The sequence below is a fragment of the Reichenbachiella sp. genome (assembly GCF_039944555.1).
Classification (GTDB): domain Bacteria; phylum Bacteroidota; class Bacteroidia; order Cytophagales; family Cyclobacteriaceae; genus Reichenbachiella.
Window position 1 is genome coordinate 692,613 of sequence record NZ_JBDUYN010000004.1, and the last position, 17,919, is coordinate 710,531.

The 17,919-nt window shown below is 41.2% G+C and carries 14 protein-coding genes; 8 read left to right on the forward strand and 6 right to left on the reverse strand.

What is annotated here, in order from left to right; genetic code table 11:
* Positions 1-6 precede the first annotated feature (6 nt).
* From ABJD64_RS04480 to ABJD64_RS04490, 3 genes are all read left to right on the forward strand, one after another.
* On the forward strand, positions 7-1,428 hold the full coding sequence (locus tag ABJD64_RS04480; RefSeq protein ID WP_348177829.1) for a rubredoxin: 1,422 nt from the start codon (positions 7-9) through the stop codon (positions 1,426-1,428).
* Positions 1,429-1,498: 70 nt separating this feature from the next.
* Positions 1,499-1,807, forward strand: a complete 309-nt coding sequence (locus ABJD64_RS04485; RefSeq protein ID WP_348177830.1) for a hypothetical protein — start codon at positions 1,499-1,501, stop codon at positions 1,805-1,807.
* Between the two features lie 390 nt (positions 1,808-2,197).
* Positions 2,198-5,092 (forward strand): IPT/TIG domain-containing protein, encoded by a 2,895-nt coding sequence (locus ABJD64_RS04490; protein WP_348177832.1) that lies wholly within the window; start codon positions 2,198-2,200, stop codon positions 5,090-5,092.
* A gap of 203 nt (positions 5,093-5,295) precedes the next feature.
* Here ABJD64_RS04490 and ABJD64_RS04495 read toward each other — a convergent pair whose 3' ends face one another.
* Positions 5,296-5,919 (reverse strand): GyrI-like domain-containing protein, encoded by a 624-nt coding sequence (locus ABJD64_RS04495; RefSeq protein WP_348177835.1) that lies wholly within the window; start codon positions 5,917-5,919, stop codon positions 5,296-5,298.
* 159 nt (positions 5,920-6,078) lie between these two features.
* Here ABJD64_RS04495 and ABJD64_RS04500 point away from each other — a divergent pair, with 159 nt between their 5' ends.
* Together ABJD64_RS04500 and ABJD64_RS04505 are read left to right on the forward strand one after the other, a co-directional pair.
* Positions 6,079-6,801 (forward strand): ABC transporter permease, encoded by a 723-nt coding sequence (locus ABJD64_RS04500; protein ID WP_348177837.1) that lies wholly within the window; start codon positions 6,079-6,081, stop codon positions 6,799-6,801.
* Between the two features lie 136 nt (positions 6,802-6,937).
* Positions 6,938-7,078 (forward strand): hypothetical protein, encoded by a 141-nt coding sequence (locus ABJD64_RS04505; RefSeq protein ID WP_348177839.1) that lies wholly within the window; start codon positions 6,938-6,940, stop codon positions 7,076-7,078.
* A 26-nt stretch (positions 7,079-7,104) separates the two neighbouring features.
* Here the strand turns inward: ABJD64_RS04505 and ABJD64_RS04510 are convergent, their stop codons facing one another.
* From ABJD64_RS04510 to pyrF, 5 genes are all read right to left on the reverse strand, one after another.
* Complete coding sequence (locus ABJD64_RS04510) at positions 7,105-9,327, reverse strand: amino acid permease (protein ID WP_348177842.1); 2,223 nt, start codon at positions 9,325-9,327, stop codon at positions 7,105-7,107.
* A gap of 3 nt (positions 9,328-9,330) precedes the next feature.
* Positions 9,331-12,057 carry a hypothetical protein gene (locus ABJD64_RS04515; RefSeq protein ID WP_348177845.1) on the reverse strand — a complete coding sequence of 909 codons (2,727 nt, stop codon included), beginning with the start codon at positions 12,055-12,057 and terminating at the stop codon, positions 9,331-9,333.
* Positions 12,058-12,121: 64 nt separating this feature from the next.
* Positions 12,122-13,264, reverse strand: a complete 1,143-nt coding sequence (locus ABJD64_RS04520) for a class I SAM-dependent RNA methyltransferase (RefSeq protein WP_348177847.1) — start codon at positions 13,262-13,264, stop codon at positions 12,122-12,124.
* A gap of 72 nt (positions 13,265-13,336) precedes the next feature.
* Positions 13,337-14,698: a dipeptidase gene (locus ABJD64_RS04525; RefSeq protein ID WP_348177849.1), complete on the reverse strand. Its 1,362-nt coding sequence runs from the start codon at positions 14,696-14,698 to the stop codon at positions 13,337-13,339.
* A 425-nt stretch (positions 14,699-15,123) separates the two neighbouring features.
* Positions 15,124-15,936 (reverse strand): orotidine-5'-phosphate decarboxylase, encoded by an 813-nt coding sequence (pyrF, locus tag ABJD64_RS04530; protein ID WP_348177851.1) that lies wholly within the window; start codon positions 15,934-15,936, stop codon positions 15,124-15,126.
* Between the two features lie 128 nt (positions 15,937-16,064).
* Between pyrF and ABJD64_RS04535 the strand changes: the two genes are divergently transcribed.
* Genes ABJD64_RS04535 through ABJD64_RS04545 form a run of 3 tightly spaced genes read left to right on the forward strand, consistent with a single transcriptional unit; the run spans position 16,065 to position 17,617 of the window.
* Positions 16,065-16,364, forward strand: a complete 300-nt coding sequence (locus ABJD64_RS04535; RefSeq protein WP_348177853.1) for a hypothetical protein — start codon at positions 16,065-16,067, stop codon at positions 16,362-16,364.
* Positions 16,349-16,627 carry a hypothetical protein gene (locus ABJD64_RS04540; protein ID WP_348195203.1) on the forward strand — a complete coding sequence of 93 codons (279 nt, stop codon included), beginning with the start codon at positions 16,349-16,351 and terminating at the stop codon, positions 16,625-16,627. Before ABJD64_RS04535 ends, ABJD64_RS04540 begins: the two co-directional genes overlap by 16 nt.
* Positions 16,628-16,636: 9 nt before the next feature.
* Complete coding sequence (locus ABJD64_RS04545; protein WP_348177855.1) at positions 16,637-17,617, forward strand: radical SAM protein; 981 nt, start codon at positions 16,637-16,639, stop codon at positions 17,615-17,617.
* The last annotated feature ends 302 nt before the right edge of the window (positions 17,618-17,919 follow it).

Sequence of the window (17,919 nt, forward strand, 5' to 3'; positions counted from 1 at the left end):
TTAGCAATGCAGAAAAAGAATTTGGTCAGGGTTTTCGTGAAGGGTGGTATTCTTTCTCCTGGCGACTTTTTGAAGGTTTTGACTACAGCAAAGGAGCTGGGGTCAGAATTTATTCATTTGGGTTCCCGACAGGATATTCTTTTTCCCGCGAAGGATCGTAGCAAAGCATTGCTAGAGAATATTTTCAAGTCGATCAATACCGAATACGAAGTCAACGAATTTACTCATCAGAACATTGTAAGTTCTTATGTTGCCCTTGATGTGATGCCCAACAAAAAGTGGCTCGTGCCACATGTATATCATCACATTTTGGACAGCTTCGATTTTCGGACCAAGCATCGTATCAATCTGGTAGATCCCTCGCAAAGTCTGGTGCCACTGTTTACAGGTAATATCAATTTTATCGCCTCTTCTACCGATAATTATTGGTACATGTACTTGCGCCTGAAGAAGTTCGATAACATGCCGATCCCTTATGGTAAACTCATTCATGGCTATGATCTGGCCAAAGCTGCCAAAAGCTTGAACGAGCGTGAATTAGAAGGTGAGAATACTACCATAGAAGAATTTTTTGCAGCGGTAGATCAGTTGGAAATTAACACGCTCAATCCGCTGGAAGAACTGAAATATCCGGATGCCGCCTTTCCCTATTATGAAGGCCTGAATCGTGAGCCCGGAGGTAATTATTGGTTGGGCCTCTATTGGCGAAACAATAAATTTTCCATCAATTTTCTAATTGAATTGTGTCGTCGTTGTATGGAAACCAACGTCGGAAAAATCAGTCTGACACCCTGGAAATCATTGATTATAAAAGGGATAGAAGAGAATTACCTGGTGGGTTGGGAAAAGCTGATGGGACGCTTTGGAATCAACCTTCGACACTCTTCACTTGAACTCAACTGGCATTTGCCGGTATTGAGCGATGAAGCGCTGGAGTTGAAAAAGTATCTGGTTCGGGCGCTCGATCAACAAGACATAAGCACATCCGGGTTGACCTTTACGATCAAACCAAATGACGACATCTATCTTTTTACCTCAGTCGTGATTGAGATCAATACCGAGGAAGGTGATGGAGGAAATACTTATAATATTCTCTATGCGAAGGATTTCAATCCTAATTCCGCAGCGTATGTGACTTACGTGAAAAACGTAACGAAAAATGTACTGCCTGCCCTACTGATGGAGCTGAGTGTGATGTATTTTGATCAGATCGATGATCAGCCAAAGCACTCAATCAAAAAGGAATCAGCTCCCGTACAAGAACCGGTATCCGAAAGATATCAGTGCAAGCATTGCCTGAGCATTTACGATGCTCAATATGGCGACGAAGCTGCTGATATCGCACCCGGTACATCTTTCCATGATCTGCCTGACACTTACCTATGCTCGACCTGCGAGGCAAAGAAGGAGGCATTTATGTTGGTGTGACCTGTTACTCATTTGTTAGCCATTATTGAGCGTATTATATTTATTATTTGGTGTTTGAATAAATACTGTCATGAAATATAAATTTGTCTTAATACTACTCGTTTTGGTTGGCTTAATGAGTTCTTTGGCTTACCTTCTTGAGTACTTAGAAAAGAAGAATGAAGATTCAATTTTAGGTTTTCTTTGGTTATTCCTTTTACCCGGATTGATACTTTATGTATTGGTAACAGGTGATATCCATGGATGGCAACCTGGCCCAATTGGTGAAAGAGGGAGAATTCTAGTTACTGGGTTTGGGTCTGCCTTTTTCTGGTCAATAATCATATATTTTAAGACTAGAAAGACTGCAATTGTTACTAAAAAAGCAAAGAGAGAATAACAACTGCTAAACATTTCTTTTATTAATACTAGTAACTACGGTCGATGGACTAAGATTTGGCTTTCACCTGGGAGAATTGCTATTCCCTAATTATGGATTATTAGGACCAGAAAAGGATGAAGAAGGTAAAGTAATACTGGAGTAGCACTTAACAAATACCTCCTTAAAACTACTGAACCGATTAATAGGTCAGTTAAGGTAGAATTAGACCCCTAATACATTATCCGAATTAAACATTGTAAGAACAATTGTTCCAATACCCTCTTTCTTTCCGCAAGTACCTACTACCTCACCCTCACTTTTTTAACTAAAAATGCCAAAATAGGGGACTGTCTTTTCATAGATACGCCGCATAATTTTGCCGCTGATTTTAATTAGATATCTACCAAAATGAAAAGGAAATTCTCAATACTATCCAAAATAGCACTATCCATTCTGTTATTGGTAAGCATTAGCTTTTATGCTTGTGAAGAAGATGATAAGACACCGAGTGCTACGATCACCAGTTTTATACCTGAATCTGGACCTGAGGATACAGAAGTAACTATTACAGGTACCCACTTCAGCACTACAGCGGAAGACAATCTTGTAAGTTTTAATAGTACGGTTGCTGTAGTCAAGTCAGCTTCCGCTTCAGAGTTAAAAGTAAATGTCCCATCGGGAGCAACAACGGGAAAAATTTCGGTCGAAATAGATGGTGTAAGTGTATCGAGCACTAAAGAGTTTACCTTTATACCCACGCCTACGATCACCGACATTAGCCCTAAATCCGGAACGGTAGGTACCGAAGTAACCATCACAGGTACTAACTTTAGTGCCGTCACCAACGAAAATACGATTAAAATAAATGATACGGCTGTTGCTGTAAAATCCAGCTCCACCACTACAATAACAATCGATATACCCGCAGATGCTACTTCTGGTCAAATCACGGTTGAAGTCAATGGAATAATCGCCACCAGTTCAGATAGTTTCACCATTGAAGAAACCCCTGACACTGCTCCTACAATTAGTAGCTTTTCGCCAACTTCCGCAGCAGTAGGCGCTGAAATAACCATTACAGGAACCAACTTCAGTACAGATGTAAGTAAAAACATAGTAGAGTTCAATGGAACAGTAGCAACTGTTAAGTCTGCTACACTTACCGAATTGAAAGTTGCAGTACCTGCAAGTACCACATCAGGAAAAATCAAAGTTACAGTGGAAGGGAATATAGCCTTGAGCACAGAAGGTTTTGTGATTATTTCACCTGCCATCTCCAGCTTTTCTCCTACTTCAGGGCTGGTAGGCACTGAGATAACTATTGCAGGAACTAACTTCAGTACAGACGTAAGCAAAAATGTAGTAGAATTCAATGGGACTGCGGCGACAGTAAACTCCGCCAGCCTCACAGAATTGAAAGTTATAGTACCGGCAGGTGCTACATCAGGAAAGATCAAAGTCACTGTAGAAGGTACTATTGGTTCAAGCGCAGACGACTTTTCCGTTCTGTCACCGGCCATATCCGGCTTTTCACCGACTTCCGGACTGGTAGGTACAGAAGTAACGATCACTGGTACGTTTAGCGGCGAGATAGCTGAGAATATCGTGACATTCAACGGTACGTCAGCAACGATAAAATCGGCTACGGCTTCTGAGTTGATTGTAGATGTTCCGAATGGCGCAACTACTGGAAAAATCAAAATCACGATAAGCGATGAAGTTGGTCAGAGCGAACTAGACTTCACCGTGGAAACTGTGCCTACCATCGCCAGTTTTTCTGCTTCAAAAGGAATCGTGACAACGAAACTGACCATAACGGGTACTAATTTCAGTACAGTCCTATCAGAGAATATAGTGAAGTTTGGCGGTGAAAATGGAACAACCGCTGTTGTCTTTTCTGCTACTGAAACAGAGCTCGTAGTATTCATTCCGAACGAGACTGGTAGTCAGAACGTCCACGTTGCTGTAAAGGGACACTCAACATCAAGTACAGAGACAATAGAAGTACTACCTGAATTCAGAGTGATTTCTCTTTCTGTTCTTGAAGTGGCGGTTGGTGCTGAATTGACTATCCATGGTTTCAATTTCCTGCCTGATGAGTCTTATAGCGTGAGTTTTCTGTCAGGTGGTCATCAGGCGGTGGCAACGGTAAAGTCTGTAACTGCAAGCGCTATTGTAGTAGATATACCGGACAATGCAATATCCGGAGCCAATTCAGTCAGGGTAGAAACATTGGGTTATAGAGTAGGTTTTAGTACAGGTGGTTTCAGGATCTTCCGTCCATGGGAACTGGTGGGTACAAATGGTGACGACATCGCTCCAGGTGACACAAATGGTCATCATGATATGGCCGTGGCAGAAGATGGAACTGTATATGTAGTCTACCGAGAAGTTAATAACCAAGATAAACTATCGGTGAAAAAATTCAATGGGATCACTTGGGAGCTAGTAGGAGGGCAAGGTATATCAGATGGTACACTGTCCAGTCTGCCAACTATCGTTGCACACAATAATACGCCGTACATAATGTATACGAGCTTTTCGAATACAGACCCGCAAGATGATGGGCTAAGAATGAAAAAGTTTGATGGGATGAATTGGGTAAATGTCGGTAACAGTGTGATATCGAGTAGTACCAATTCGCGTGGAGCCAAACTTGCTTTCAACAGCACTGGGAAGCTTTATATAGGTTATCTGGAACCTGATAATATGAATGGAGGGCAGCTGGCTGTCAAAACCTTAAATGCTAGCAATAATTGGACAGATGTAGGTACGAACCCCATCATTACGACTTTCCCCAGCAACTATTTTATTGGATTTGATGCAGCCGGGACATTAATAGCTGCGGGAAAATCAAATCAAATTGCAACTTTAGCTGATGGGGCGTCTGATTGGACGGTTGTGACAACCACAGGTTTGCCGTTTGTAAGAGAAGGTTCTATGGCCATGGATTCACAAGGGAACTTGTACTATGCGTATAATGATATTAATTTCAGGGCCTATTTGGCCAAATTATCAGGGGCAACCTGGAGCAATGTGATCTCAGAACCATTGGTAACTAATGCGCTAAGAATCAATTTGGCCTTTGCTTCCGACATACCGCATGTGGCCTATACCACGACAACGACCGCAGATGTGAGCGTTTACAAAATGGTTCAAAATCAGTGGAACGCTGTAGGTGATAAAAAATTCCGAACCAATGTCGGACAGCCCCGACTTGTCTTTGATAATACAGATGACCCCTATGTGATGTTTGCGAACCCAACGAATATGAAAGTTTATTCTCCTAAAAAATTAGATTAATCTGACTTAACAAAAGATGGTTGTCTTCAGGATATAAGGTTCAACCAAACTTAGTTAGCATGTCTGAGACGGAAAGGAAATGTACTTGATCACCTCCTGCTTTTTGTTTCAAAAAGCATGTGAATAATAGAAAAAGGCTGGTTCATTATTGAATCAGCCTTCGTGCTGAAGTTCGTGTCGATACCATTCTCAGCAGTTATATGTTACTCAACACCAAACCTCAATACAGTCTTTAGCTTTTGTGCAGCTACTTTTCTAAAGTCAGATAAATAGATCTCCCGGTGCACTTTCGATTTTCTGGTAAGATTAGCTTGCTCAGCAAATGCTTCCATGAGCGCAAAACTTTTAGGCTCGTCGTCATAACTTCCTACATGAAGCATTTGTATGCACTTCCCTTCCTTTGTTTTTCCAAAGTTGAGTCGATCCAGCAAGTCGTGTGGTTTTTTGATCTTTGTCTGTTCAATCATTTTACGAACATATACCTCATCTACAAAGTCAGGCTGTCGGATCATTAGTTTGAAAACCAGGTCGTCCTTATTGATTTTACCTTGAAAAGTCTTTTTGGCCTCCTCGTTAATATCCCATACACCTTCCAGCGGGTAAACTGTGTAGTCCATATATCCGGCAGGCTTTGTTTCTTTTTTCAGCGTCATTTTGATAGCATAAGAGACGGCATATAACACGCCAATACACTCAGAAAAAAATTCGCTGTTGGGGTTACCTTCTCCTTTAATGGTGAGGAATTGATATTCAGGGATTTCAATTACTTGAGGCTTGTTTTTGGGCAGATAAATACTCTTTTCTTTTTTCCTCCATTCGTATTTCATGATGAATTTCATTTTGTAACGAAGCCAATCTATCTGAACCCGGTGACAACCCTATGTCAGTGTTATCCATGTATTTTAAAATAAAATATTCATCAGTCTTATTGGTACATGACCTTCAAGTGAATACTTTAGGCGGCACGAAATAACCGATTCCAACTCATGGACAAATCCATTCAACTCATATCGATCCCCAATCTGCTGGTGGCCTTGCTGCCTGTTCTGGTTGTATTGTTTGTTCTTTGGAAATGGCAGCAGGGTATCAAAACTTCCGTTTGGGCGGTGGTTCGCATGGTGATTCAGTTGATATTGGTAGGTTATGTTCTCACTTACATTTTCGAATCGGATAGTTCTTGGATAGTGATTGGTGTACTTGCAGTAATGCTTTTTTCTTCCAGTTGGATTGCACTGAGAACGCTTAGCGACAGAAGAAACGAACTGTTTCTGAAAGCGCTTGCCTCGATTGTAGTCGGAGGAGTAGCCGTACTGATTTTAATCACACAGGGTGTACTGATGCTAGACCCATGGTATCTGCCACAATACTTGATTCCACTTGCCGGAATGATTTTCGCCAATGCTATGAACAGCGTAAGTCTGGCTGGTGAGCGCTTGACTTCTGAGTTGAGCCGGGGAGTAGATTACACGGAGGCCAGAAATACGGCACTTCGTGCGGCATTGATTCCCATTACCAATTCACTATTTGCAGTCGGGCTGGTTTCACTACCAGGCATGATGACGGGGCAGATTTTGTCCGGAGTATCTCCTCTGATCGCCGTGCGCTATCAAATCATGGTCATGTGCATGGCTTTTGGTTCGGCGGGTATCTCAGTAGCACTATTTCTGGTATTGGTGAAAACGAATTTCTTACGGGTTGAAAAACCCTAGTATTCATTTCGATTAGTCAACCCTTCTACTTTTAGCCAGTTATACCCTGATTTTGTAAGGGGTGGGGTATAATACTCCTTGTTCGTTTTATATCTAAAGGCCTAAGCGGCTAATTGGAAATTAAAACCATAAGGATATGAAAACTAAAGAAGAAAACGCGGAAGTATCGATAAGCAAAGCTTCAAATAAAGGCAATAAAGAAGATCAGTTTTATATTGGATTGACAGGTCTGGCCTTGGCAGGATTGGCAGCACTGTTAATTTTAGCACTGTATTAACAACTATTTTTTGCAAAGGGTGAACCTTATTTGATTTCCTTCGACTTCGTGCTATTCACAAACATTACGTCGCCGATGGCATCATAACCCTGGAAGATCTCTTCTCCCAGCTGCTTTATGGCTTCAGATCTAAAGCCAAGAATAGTAAGATCTGCATCTTTTGAATGCTCGTTGATGACCTGGCGATTGTCTACACCTTCAGAACGCTCGATGATGTTTACATTGTTAGCTGAAATTGGTAAGCGACCTGTTTTGATCAGATTGAGTAACTCTTCTTTCTGTTGTTCCTGCTCCTCATCATATACAATGGCTGATATTTTAATTTCAGCCTTTTTCCATTGCGGGTGGCCAAGGATCACAAAGCCTAGTAGAATCATGAGGTTTGCGTTGTTGAAATCTGAGGGTTTGATCCATATGTGAATTTCTGCTTTTGAGTCGAGCCCGCGATCGCTACTGGCCAGAATACAGGTATCAAAGCCTGAGGCACGAACCATGGCGTAGTTATCCATGATTTCCTGCAATCCTTCCGGTTGGTTCTTTGAGAACTCAAACAGCATCATATTGATGTCTTTGCCCGATACGCTGGGCAGTTGCAATGCTTGAGCGACAGCCGTTGTATAAGATGGTGATACCAAAGTATCCACATACACATTGCTTTCAGAAATATCGGCTACACGAATTAAACGTGCGAGCTCTTCTTTCGACTCTTCGTTCGTCTCATTAGAATAATAACCCTTAATGTAGTGGAGGTAGGTGCCAAATCCATATCGGTGCGAAATCCAACTCATCATCTCAAAAGCGGAGGGACGTTCGAAAGATGAACCCGAAATACAAATGACAGAAGGTCGCCAGTTGTCGTCATCCTTATCTGCTTTTTGAATAAAGACTTGAATCTGACGAATCAGCTGAAAAATCACACCCTGAAAAATATTCGCCATTCCGGCCTTATCGTCATTGAATTTGGATAGACCAAAATAGATCAAAACCATAATCACAATGGAAGCTACGGCATAGCCTGCGTCCATTTTAAATATCAAAAAGAGGCACATGATGGCGCCAAGTAAAGAGATATACCACTTGGATCGGAAGGCCGGGCGATATGACGGGTCAGCAGCAAAATGCTGAAAAAATGAAATCGTGCAAATAGCACCATAGGTCACCATAAAGAACATGGAAATGACCTTCGCTACAGAATCAATACTACCTAAACTCACAAAGAACAAGGCGAGTAGCACCGTAATTACAGTTGCATTAACTGGTTCGTTGTTTTTGGCATTCCCTTTGGACAGAAAGGCATTGATTCTCATCGTTGGGAAAATACGATCAGCAGCCAGTGCCTGCAATGTACGTGGAGCAACCATGATCGAACCTAGTGCGGATGAAATGGTGGCTGCGGCCAAACCAATTGGGATAATAGGCCCCCATAGTGCAATTTTTGACATGATGAGCTGATCATTCACCAGGTCATCCGGGCTGGCATTTGAAGCTAACTTGTAGGCAATGAAAACGTAAATCACCATGCCGATCAGCGTGGCAGACAATGTCCCCCAGGGGATAGATTTTTTTGGATCTTTTAAATCTCCGGACAACCCGACTCCTGCGGTCATACCTGTAAAGGCCGGAAAGATGATGGCGAATACAATAAAGAAATCCTTGTGTTCCGTCACCCGGGCCATGATGTTGAACTTTTCCAGATTGGCATTGTAATCGGTGCTACCCATGAAGAAAAAGGTGAGTGATACAAACAAGGTGGCCACTACGATGTAGAGTGCTTTCATTCCCAGGTCGGCACCTTTTGTGAGCATAAGAATGCTAAGGAATAAAACGGCTGGAATGGTAATCCATCTTTTGTCTGCAATCCAGAGGCCGTAGGTTTCATTTACCCAGGCAATGACCGGATCGAAGGCTTCTCCAAACGCTATGATATAAAAAGCCACGCTGATGGCTTGCGACATATAAAGGGCAATCCCAATGGATGCGCCTATGTTGATACCAAACGACCTTGAAATGATATAGTATTCACCACCCCCTTCTACTTTTTGGTTAGTCGCAATTTCGGCAATTGACATGGCTGTTGGTATAGTAACCAAATGTCCAATGATGACAATAGCCACGGTGCCTAGAAAACCTACACTACCAACTGCAAAACCAAAACGCAAGAACATCACAGCACCAAGTATGGTCGAGATGGCGGTTAGAAAAACAGGTAAAGTGCCAAAATTGGCTTTTTTTGATAGGAGGTCGCTCATTAATTATTTTTTCAGAGACACGATGTTCAATTGATTGCCACTGCTGCAATATAGATCATATTGCCCTTTACTTTCCTGATAAAGCACTGCCATTGGGTAAGCAACTTGAAGTGGCTGACTATGCAATAAGCGCCCGGATTCATTGTACAGGTATCCTTGTTTTTTGGATTGATCAATAATGATAATGAGCTGATTGTCTACACCGAAGTAGTAATACTGAAAGGTCAATTGGTTGGATGCCAATTCTATTGAAAATTGCTCTACGAGGACCTCATTATAAAAAGTCAATTGAGTCTGGTCATTTTTCACCACAACAAACTCTTTCGCCGTTCCGGAATTTACCAATGAAAATGTGACTGAATCACTTTCTCTGACCAGCTGTCTTCTATCAGTGACTACTCCTGCCAAATTGAATGATACCAATTCGCCCAGGTCAGTCAGGGCTGAAATGACCGTGTTGGCTGGTTTACTGCCCTTATTTATGAAATAGTCTTGCGAAACCGGGCCTTTTAGATCTATTGGGAATCCATCTTTCGATATACCTTTTCTGCTCAAGCTTTGGAAAATGCCATTTTTCTGAACCATTAAAATGTAATCGGTTGATTGTACACGTAAATGTCTCGCTAGCGTAGCTGGGCTGCTGCCCAGTTTCTTTGGATTCCACCCGTCAAGTAACTTCCCTGTTTTGTTGTAAAGATAGTAGTTGCCTTTCTGGTCGGCTGCCATGATGCGATAGTTTCTGGAATTGTCATAGTCAATGAGCGATAGTTCAGCGATTGGACTTTTAGATTTTATTTTTACCGGATAGCCAGGTATATAAGTTCCTGTCCGGTCTATCATATGAATGGTTTTGTCCAACGCAAACAAGTATTGAAGTTTCCCATTTTTATAATAATCTATCTGGTAGATTTTACTCCTCAATTTTTCTGTCAACGGAATTTGAAGCACCGGTTTTAGATTGGCATCGAGCAAATGCAAGTTGAAAGCTTCATCCTGTACCATCATTTCTAAGGTGCGATCGTTGTGGTTGCGTACGGCATAGGGTTTGGATATCAGATTATTGGCAAAACCCTGTTGAGTTGTTACTTCAAAGGATTTTGGATTGACCTGTTTGATCAACTCGCCGGGATGTTGGAGCGAAACGCTGGTGTAATACTGTCCATCTACGTGGGTGAACTGTATAGCAGCGTATTCTATCTGTGACAAAATAGGTTTGTGTTCTTCCAGATACTTTGCCCAGTTGTCATTCAGTTTTCTTCCTACTTGGTTCAATGCCCCGTTGGATTTTACATACATGCTGAAGTTGGCGTCTTCATGGGTTATTTCAAGGAAGTCATTAGTTCTCACTGACCTTCGCCATGTATTTTCATTATCTATGTCGTCAATCAAAGTTTCTAATACCTGCTGACTATTTCCGAAATAAACGTAGCTACCATCGATAAAATAGAACGAAGTTGGAAACCCTTCATACATAGATCCGAATAATCTGGCGGGGAGATCATCGATATGGATCTGTTTGATCTGTCGGTCGGCATAGGTTTCATTATAGGTCGTAGTATCGGTGTTTGATTTTTCTCCAAGGCTTTCAAAAAACTGAACGGCCAAATCTTTGCTTTTATGTTCAATACAGAAAATTAATTCTGAATCATACGACCGACTCGATTCCAGTACAAAATAACCCACCTCGTTGGCCATGAATTCATAAAATTCGCGGATATCGAAGTCGTATCGATTCTCCAATTCACCAATTTTAGTCAGCTGTCCGGGCTCGTGTTTGCGCCAATAATTTTTAAGACCCTTGTGCCATAGACTAACATTCTCAACCGACGCATGCAAAACATAAGATGTGCTGGCAGGCACTATATTTTTCATATCAAACCCAACGCCTCTAATGCCATCAAAGGCCGACAGGTAATTGATTTTGGCAGTGTCGTTGACAGCAAAGCCCGACAAGTTAATTTTGTCGTCTTCAAAAGAAAGGTCGAGATACATAAGATGAGTGAGCCATTTCAATGGTGTGGTATCAATCTCTACAGGATTGGCAAATATTCCCGCTAGTTTGTTGAAATAGTTGGTATTGATATAGCATCTGCCGGCACCAGCAGGGCCTTGAGTAATTTCTGCTACGTGTAGTTCTGTTTCCTGATAGGTATTCACCTTGTCATCAGCAATCATTCGAATGGCATCTTCTACGAGAAAGGGCGAAAAACTGGCAATCAAATAATTCTTATGAAAGATGTAGGCAAGCGAGGTTCCGTCCTTTTTGAATTCGGTGATTAAATAGTTTTGATAGTTTCGTTCACTCTGCTCGAAAGCCAGGCTGTCTTTTAAGTATTGCTGCAAATCACTCAAAAGGCTGTGTTGTTGAAGTTCTTCTACCTCGAGCAAGTAAAGTGCGGCTAATGATTCGTTTGTGTTTTGATGAAAAGAAATGAGTAAATGACCCTGATCAATAACCCTTGAAAATCGATAGTTAGTTGCTGAGTCGAGTTTGTTAATAATTTGCTGAACAGAGTCTAACTCAGGTAGTGATTTGAGGTTTTTAACAATCTTTCTTTTTTCATCCGGATGCCAGAGATAAGAAAAGTCGTTCGGCTCAAAAACCAGAATAGAATTATCAGGAACGAAGGACCAGATGGTAATTCGGCTCTGTTTCCATAAATAATATCCTCCAATTCCTCCTCCCGCAATAAGGAGTCCCAAAACGATAATGATTACTACTTTTTTCACACGAGCACTTTTCATGCAAATTATGGCGTGCAGTACTAGAAAGCAAGTGGCCTAAGAAAGATATTTACCTTCTGCTTCCTTCGTAGAGTTCATATTCCAACAAACGACATTCAATACGAGCGTTCATAAATTCAGTTCGGCTTTTGGTTCGTAGACCAATAGATTTTGCCAGGCTAGAATTTCCCGTAAAAATGAAACCCGTTTTGCCTCGGCAAGATTGTTTGAAAAAGTCTCCAATGTCCTTGTAGACTGATTTGAGCATAGTTTCTTCACCCAGTCGTTCTCCATATTCCGGATTGAGCATCACGATGCCCGGACCTGACGGCACAAAGGTTTTTTCAAACGGTACTTTATCGAAATCTATCATTTTCTCGACACCAGCGGTGCGTGCATTTGCTTTGGCAGCCTCGATAGCATCACCGTTCCAGTCAGTTGCGATAATGCTTGATTTGATACGATCCTTGTATTGAACATTGGCCAATGCCTCTTTCCAAAGCGATTCATCGTACCCATCGATGTGCATGAACCCGAAATTGTCGCGATGCAATCCCGGTGGAATACCAGCAGCCATCAATGCCGCCTCAATGGCCAGGGTACCACTTCCACACATGGGATTGATGAAGGCCTCTTTTTTGTCGTTCCAGCCGGCTGAAATCAGGCAGGCAGAAGCCAATGATTCCAGCATGGGAGCCTTGAAAGGCAGTTTTCTGTAGCCATGTTTGGTTATGGTTTCACCCGATGTGTCAAAATAGACATGGACTTTATTTAAGTGCCAAAAAAGGTACACGACTGTATGGTCTTTGTCGTTGCCAGAATCTGGACGTATCCCAGTTTCTTCCTGCATGCGATCGACTATGGCATCTTTCAATTTAAGGTTCGCAAATCTGCCATCTCGGATATAATCGTTCTTTACATAGGACTGTACTGAGATTTTAGTCTTTTCGGGAAGCAGTTTGTGCCAGGGAATTTTCTTAGCCTCTTCGTACATTTTGTCCGGATGATTCGCTTCGAATGATTTGATCAACCAAAGAACTCTGGACGCCGTCCGAAGATTGAGGTTGAGATGCATCACCTCTTTCCAGCCACCTTCTACAGTCACTCCGTTTTTTTCAGCTTTGAGAATTCTATAACCCAGTCCTTCGACTTCTTTTTTTAAGAATGGAGAAAGCGAAGGTTGACAATTGATGACTAGTTTGGATCGACGCAAGATTCAATGATTTAATGTGAAAATGAATCAATGAGTCAGTGTATTAGATCATTGACTCATTAAATCCTTGATTTATTGTTTAGCAAAGTATTGAAAGAACCAGCTAATGGTTTCAATTCCTTTCATGTAGTTGAAAACTCCATAACTTTCATTTGGGGAATGAATGGCATCTTCATCCAGACCAAACCCAAGCATAACGGAATCCAGACCAAGCTCTTTTTGAAAGAGTGCGACGATTGGAATACTTCCACCATCTCTCATCGGTATGGGTTCCTTGCCCCAAGCTTTTAGAAACGCTTTGCTTGCGGCTCTGTATCCATCAGAATCTGTTGGGATGATAGCCGCTTCGCCACCGTGGTGTGGAGTTACTTTTACTTTTACATGAGTTGGAGCGATACTTTCGATATGATTTTTCACCAATTCGGTAATCTCACCACTGTTTTGATTGGGTACCAAACGAGTGGATATTTTGGCATATGCTTTGGACGGCAAAACAGTCTTTGCACCCTCGCCGATATATCCACCCCAAATTCCATTTACGTCCAGTGTCGGACGGATGCCAATTCTTTCTAGAGTTGTGAATCCATCTTCTCCTTTTACATCAGCAATGTCCAGCTCATTTTTATATTCTTCCAGATCAAACGGTGCCTTTGCCATTTCTTCTCGTTCGGCCTGGGTAAGTTCTATTACTTTGTCATAAAATCCAGGAATGGTGATATGACCTTGATCGTCTATCAAAGAAGAGATCATGTCGCATAAAGTGTTGATTGGATTGCCTACAGCACCTCCGTACATACCTGAGTGCAAATCTCTATTTGGCCCCACGACTTCTACTTCCAAATAGCTCAATCCTCTTAAACCGACAGTCATAGATGGACAGTCATTACTTATGATACCAGTGTCAGATATAACTATGACATCTGCTTTTAGCATTTCTTTGTTAGCCTTCACAAATACACCGAGATTCTCAGACCCTACCTCTTCTTCTCCTTCGATCATGAATTTGACATTACAAGGAAGTTCATCATTTGCCATCATGGCTTCAAATGCCTTTACATGCATATACATCTGACCTTTGTCATCGCAAGCACCACGAGCATATATTTTGTCATTTTTTATGACTGGTTCAAACGGAGGGGAGTCCCACAATTCATAAGGATCAGCAGGCTGAACATCATAATGTCCATAAACAAGAACTGTTGGGAGACTGGAGTCTAAGATTTTTTCTGCATAAACAACCGGATGTCCTTTTGTTTCATGCAGTTCTGCTTTATCTACACCGGCACTTATGAATTTTTCTTTGATAAACTCTGCAGCTTTACGTACATCGCCATCAAATTTGGAATCGGCACTTACCGACGGGATTCTGAGTAAATCAAATAACTCGTCTAAGAATCGTTGTTTGTTTGAAAGTATATAGTCTATGGATTTCATTTTATGGAGTTAAAAGTCTGAAAGTTGAAAGTTAGAGAGTTTTGATCAATCCACTAAGGAGTTTTGATATCTCTAATGAGAGGTTATAAAGTTTTTGGTATTCGTCATCTGTGATTTTGTTTAGCTCTTTGGAAAGTATGAACATGGAACGAACTTCACCACAAGACCCCTTGGCCACGAATAAAAAGTATTTAAATTCTTTATTTGTCTTTCGCTCAAAACCTTCAGGATATTGTTCATTACAGATACGGAAGCTCTTTCTATCTGATTTTTGAAGCTAAAGTCACCAGTGTTCTTGAAAATGGAATATATCTCAATAGTTAAGACCTTAGCCTTTTGCCATGATAAGATATCTTCAAATTTTTCAATTTTCATTCGGTAGAATTCCTCACTTTATACTTTAAGAACTTTCAACTCAGAACTTTCTACTTTAAGCTTTTCACGAGTGGAGCCATTTGCTCCTGCAATTTTTTTGCTTCTTCTTGAGCCACTTCGGCGAAATCTTTACCGGAAGAGGCATAGATGATGCCTCGTGTAGAGTTGATCAAAAGTCCACACTGATCATTCATTCCGTTTTTGCACACCGCTTCAAGGTCTCCTCCCTGAGCACCTACTCCAGGTACCAAAAGAAAATGGTCAGGGATAATTTTTCTGATAGACTGCAGGTATTCCGGTCGTGTGGCACCTACTACATACATCATATTTTGGTCAGAACCCCAGGTCGACGACTTTTCCATTACATGTTGATAGAGTGGCTTGCCGTCAGACTCAAGAAACTGAAAGTCTTTTCCTCCTTCATTGGAAGTGACTCCAAGAAGAATGACCCATTTGTTATCGAATGCTAAAAATGGTTTGACAGAATCAGACCCCATATAAGGAGCTACGGTCACGGAATCAAAATTCATGTTATCAAAAAAAGCTCTCGCGTAAAGCGAGGATGTATTGCCTATGTCTCCGCGCTTGGCGTCAGCAATTGTAAAAATATCTTTTGGAATGTAGTTGACTGTCTTTTCTAGCGAAGCCCACCCTGCCGCACCCATGGCCTCATAGAATGCGATATTGGGCTTGTAGGCGACGGCGAAGTCCTTTGTGGCATCGATGATCTGTTTGTTGAATTCAAAAATTGGGTCTTCCGTGTCCAGTAAGTGCTTTGGAATTTTTTTGATGTCTGTATCCAAACCCACACAAAGAAAAGATTGTTTCCGTAGGATTTGTTCGAATAGTGCCTCTTTCGTCATGGCGCAAAAATAGGTTAAAGAGCAGAATTTATCTTTTCATGTGTTTAGAGATTTGATTAATTCTCAGGATTTAGGGAATGGAACTGTTGCTGTTCTTTTGTTTCAAATAAAATCCATAATTTTGGTTAATGGATTCTATTCTCATAAGCCCCAAAACCGAAAAAGAGCTACAGTATGTGCTGGAACTTTTGACATCATTGGAGATAGAAGCAAAGAAGATCAGCGAAAAGGACAGAGATGACTTTGAATTGGCACAGTTGCTAAAAGATGTGGACGCCTCGGGAATTGTGAGAGAAGAAAAAAAACCAATTAAACTAACTGTTACCCAAGTAAAACTGCTAGAGCTGAGTGAGGCAGAAATGGCAGGCAAAACAGTGATATCTGAAAAACATATCCAGGTGGATGAAGACGAATGGCTAAACAAGTAATTTGGACAAACACAGCCCGGGAAGAAAGACAGAAAATTTTGGAAAAATATTTCAAAAGAGATGGTCATAAAAATGAATGTAAGAAACTGGCTTTTTTGATTCGCTCTAATGTTAAGTTCCTGTCTAATTATAATTTTGGAGGTATAGAATCAAGTTATCCGGGAATGCGAGAAACCACTTGTGGTCAATGTACGCTCTTCTATAAAATCCGATCGTCTTCTCTTACGATCACGGGAATATTCGAAAATTCGAGCAAAAAATAATCAATCGGGATGAGACTGATCAAACATCCCGTACTCTGCAACTATTATGTAACCTATCGCTGCAATGCCAAGTGTGGGTTTTGTGACATTTGGGAAAAACCTTCTCCTTATGTAACACTGGATAATGTCAGGGAAAATCTAATAGCACTTAAAAAGCTAGGTGTAAAGGTCATTGATTTTACCGGAGGCGAGCCTCTGCTTCATCAGCAAATTGATCAATTTTTCGAGTTGGCAAAAGAGTTGAAATTCTTAACAACTTTAACAACTAATGGGTTGCTTTATCCGAAGTTTGCCAAAAGACTAAAAGGTAAGGTAGACATGTTACACTTTAGTCTGGATACAGCTGATAGAGATAAACATGATTCTATGAGGGGTGTGCAGTGTTTCGATTTTGTCATGGAATCCATAGCCCTTGCCAAGAGCTTAGGCGAACGGCCGGATATTTTATTCACGGTATTTGAGGAGAACAAAACTGATATCAAAGAGGTATATGAACAGATATGTCTGCCCAACAATCTAGTACTTATTCTCAATCCGGCTTTTGAATACAACCAGGTAGGCGATCACCTGTCCAATGAGACACTTGATGAATTGGAAGCCTGGGGAAGAAAGGAAAATATATTCATAAATCAGGCCTTCATCGATTTGAGGCGAGATGGCGGAAACCACATCAACAATCCAATCTGCAAAGCTGCCAGTACCACGTTAGTAATTAGTCCGGAAAATGAATTGATTCTGCCTTGTTATCATTTAGGTGAAAAGTCGTTTACCATAGGTGGTGACTTAGAAGAGTTGTACCATAGCTCCGAAGTTCAGCAACAAATTGCAACTGAAGGCAGACTGCCTGCATGCGAAGGTTGTACGATTAATTGCTATATGCAGCCGTCTTTTTCGGTGGAGACCAGTAAATATTTTTGGAAATCATTGCCGAGTACAATCAAGTACAATCGTATGAAGGGGACTTGGAAAGGGTTGTTTAGGACTGGTTAATCCTATTTAGCATTATTGAAACAACTACATCGAGATTGTCTGGTGGACGCCTTAACAGATAAATTCTTGTTGTTTGCAATTCCTCGAAGGGTTGGAACTTGCTTAAAAATAACGTTGATATGTTCATTCGCTGGTTGGAAAACCTTCAATAATCACAGATTTTCAGTGGTTTTATTTTTTATTTCTCCATCATAAGTTTTAACATCGCATCAGCATATTTTTGAGAAAAATTACTCTTTATTTGTTTCGGCCTGCCTACGTGTAATAATTAAATTAGAAGTAATTATATGTGCCACTTATGT

What these genes read in the sequence shown, in the direction of transcription:
- ABJD64_RS04480 (WP_348177829.1), top strand. Translation starts at nt 7, where the DNA reads ATGCAGAAAAAGAATTTGGTCAGGGTTTTCGTGAAGGGTGGTATTCTT.
- ABJD64_RS04485 (WP_348177830.1), top strand. Translation starts at nt 1,499, where the DNA reads ATGAAATATAAATTTGTCTTAATACTACTCGTTTTGGTTGGCTTAATG.
- ABJD64_RS04490 (WP_348177832.1), top strand. Translation starts at nt 2,198, where the DNA reads ATGAAAAGGAAATTCTCAATACTATCCAAAATAGCACTATCCATTCTG.
- ABJD64_RS04495 (WP_348177835.1), bottom strand. Translation starts at nt 5,919, where the DNA reads ATGAAATACGAATGGAGGAAAAAAGAAAAGAGTATTTATCTGCCCAAA.
- ABJD64_RS04500 (WP_348177837.1), top strand. Translation starts at nt 6,079, where the DNA reads ATGGACAAATCCATTCAACTCATATCGATCCCCAATCTGCTGGTGGCC.
- ABJD64_RS04505 (WP_348177839.1), top strand. Translation starts at nt 6,938, where the DNA reads ATGAAAACTAAAGAAGAAAACGCGGAAGTATCGATAAGCAAAGCTTCA.
- ABJD64_RS04510 (WP_348177842.1), bottom strand. Translation starts at nt 9,327, where the DNA reads ATGAGCGACCTCCTATCAAAAAAAGCCAATTTTGGCACTTTACCTGTT.
- ABJD64_RS04525 (WP_348177849.1), bottom strand. Translation starts at nt 14,698, where the DNA reads ATGAAATCCATAGACTATATACTTTCAAACAAACAACGATTCTTAGAC.
- pyrF (WP_348177851.1), bottom strand. Translation starts at nt 15,936, where the DNA reads ATGACGAAAGAGGCACTATTCGAACAAATCCTACGGAAACAATCTTTT.
- ABJD64_RS04535 (WP_348177853.1), top strand. Translation starts at nt 16,065, where the DNA reads ATGGATTCTATTCTCATAAGCCCCAAAACCGAAAAAGAGCTACAGTAT.
- ABJD64_RS04540 (WP_348195203.1), top strand. Translation starts at nt 16,349, where the DNA reads ATGGCTAAACAAGTAATTTGGACAAACACAGCCCGGGAAGAAAGACAG.
- ABJD64_RS04545 (WP_348177855.1), top strand. Translation starts at nt 16,637, where the DNA reads ATGAGACTGATCAAACATCCCGTACTCTGCAACTATTATGTAACCTAT.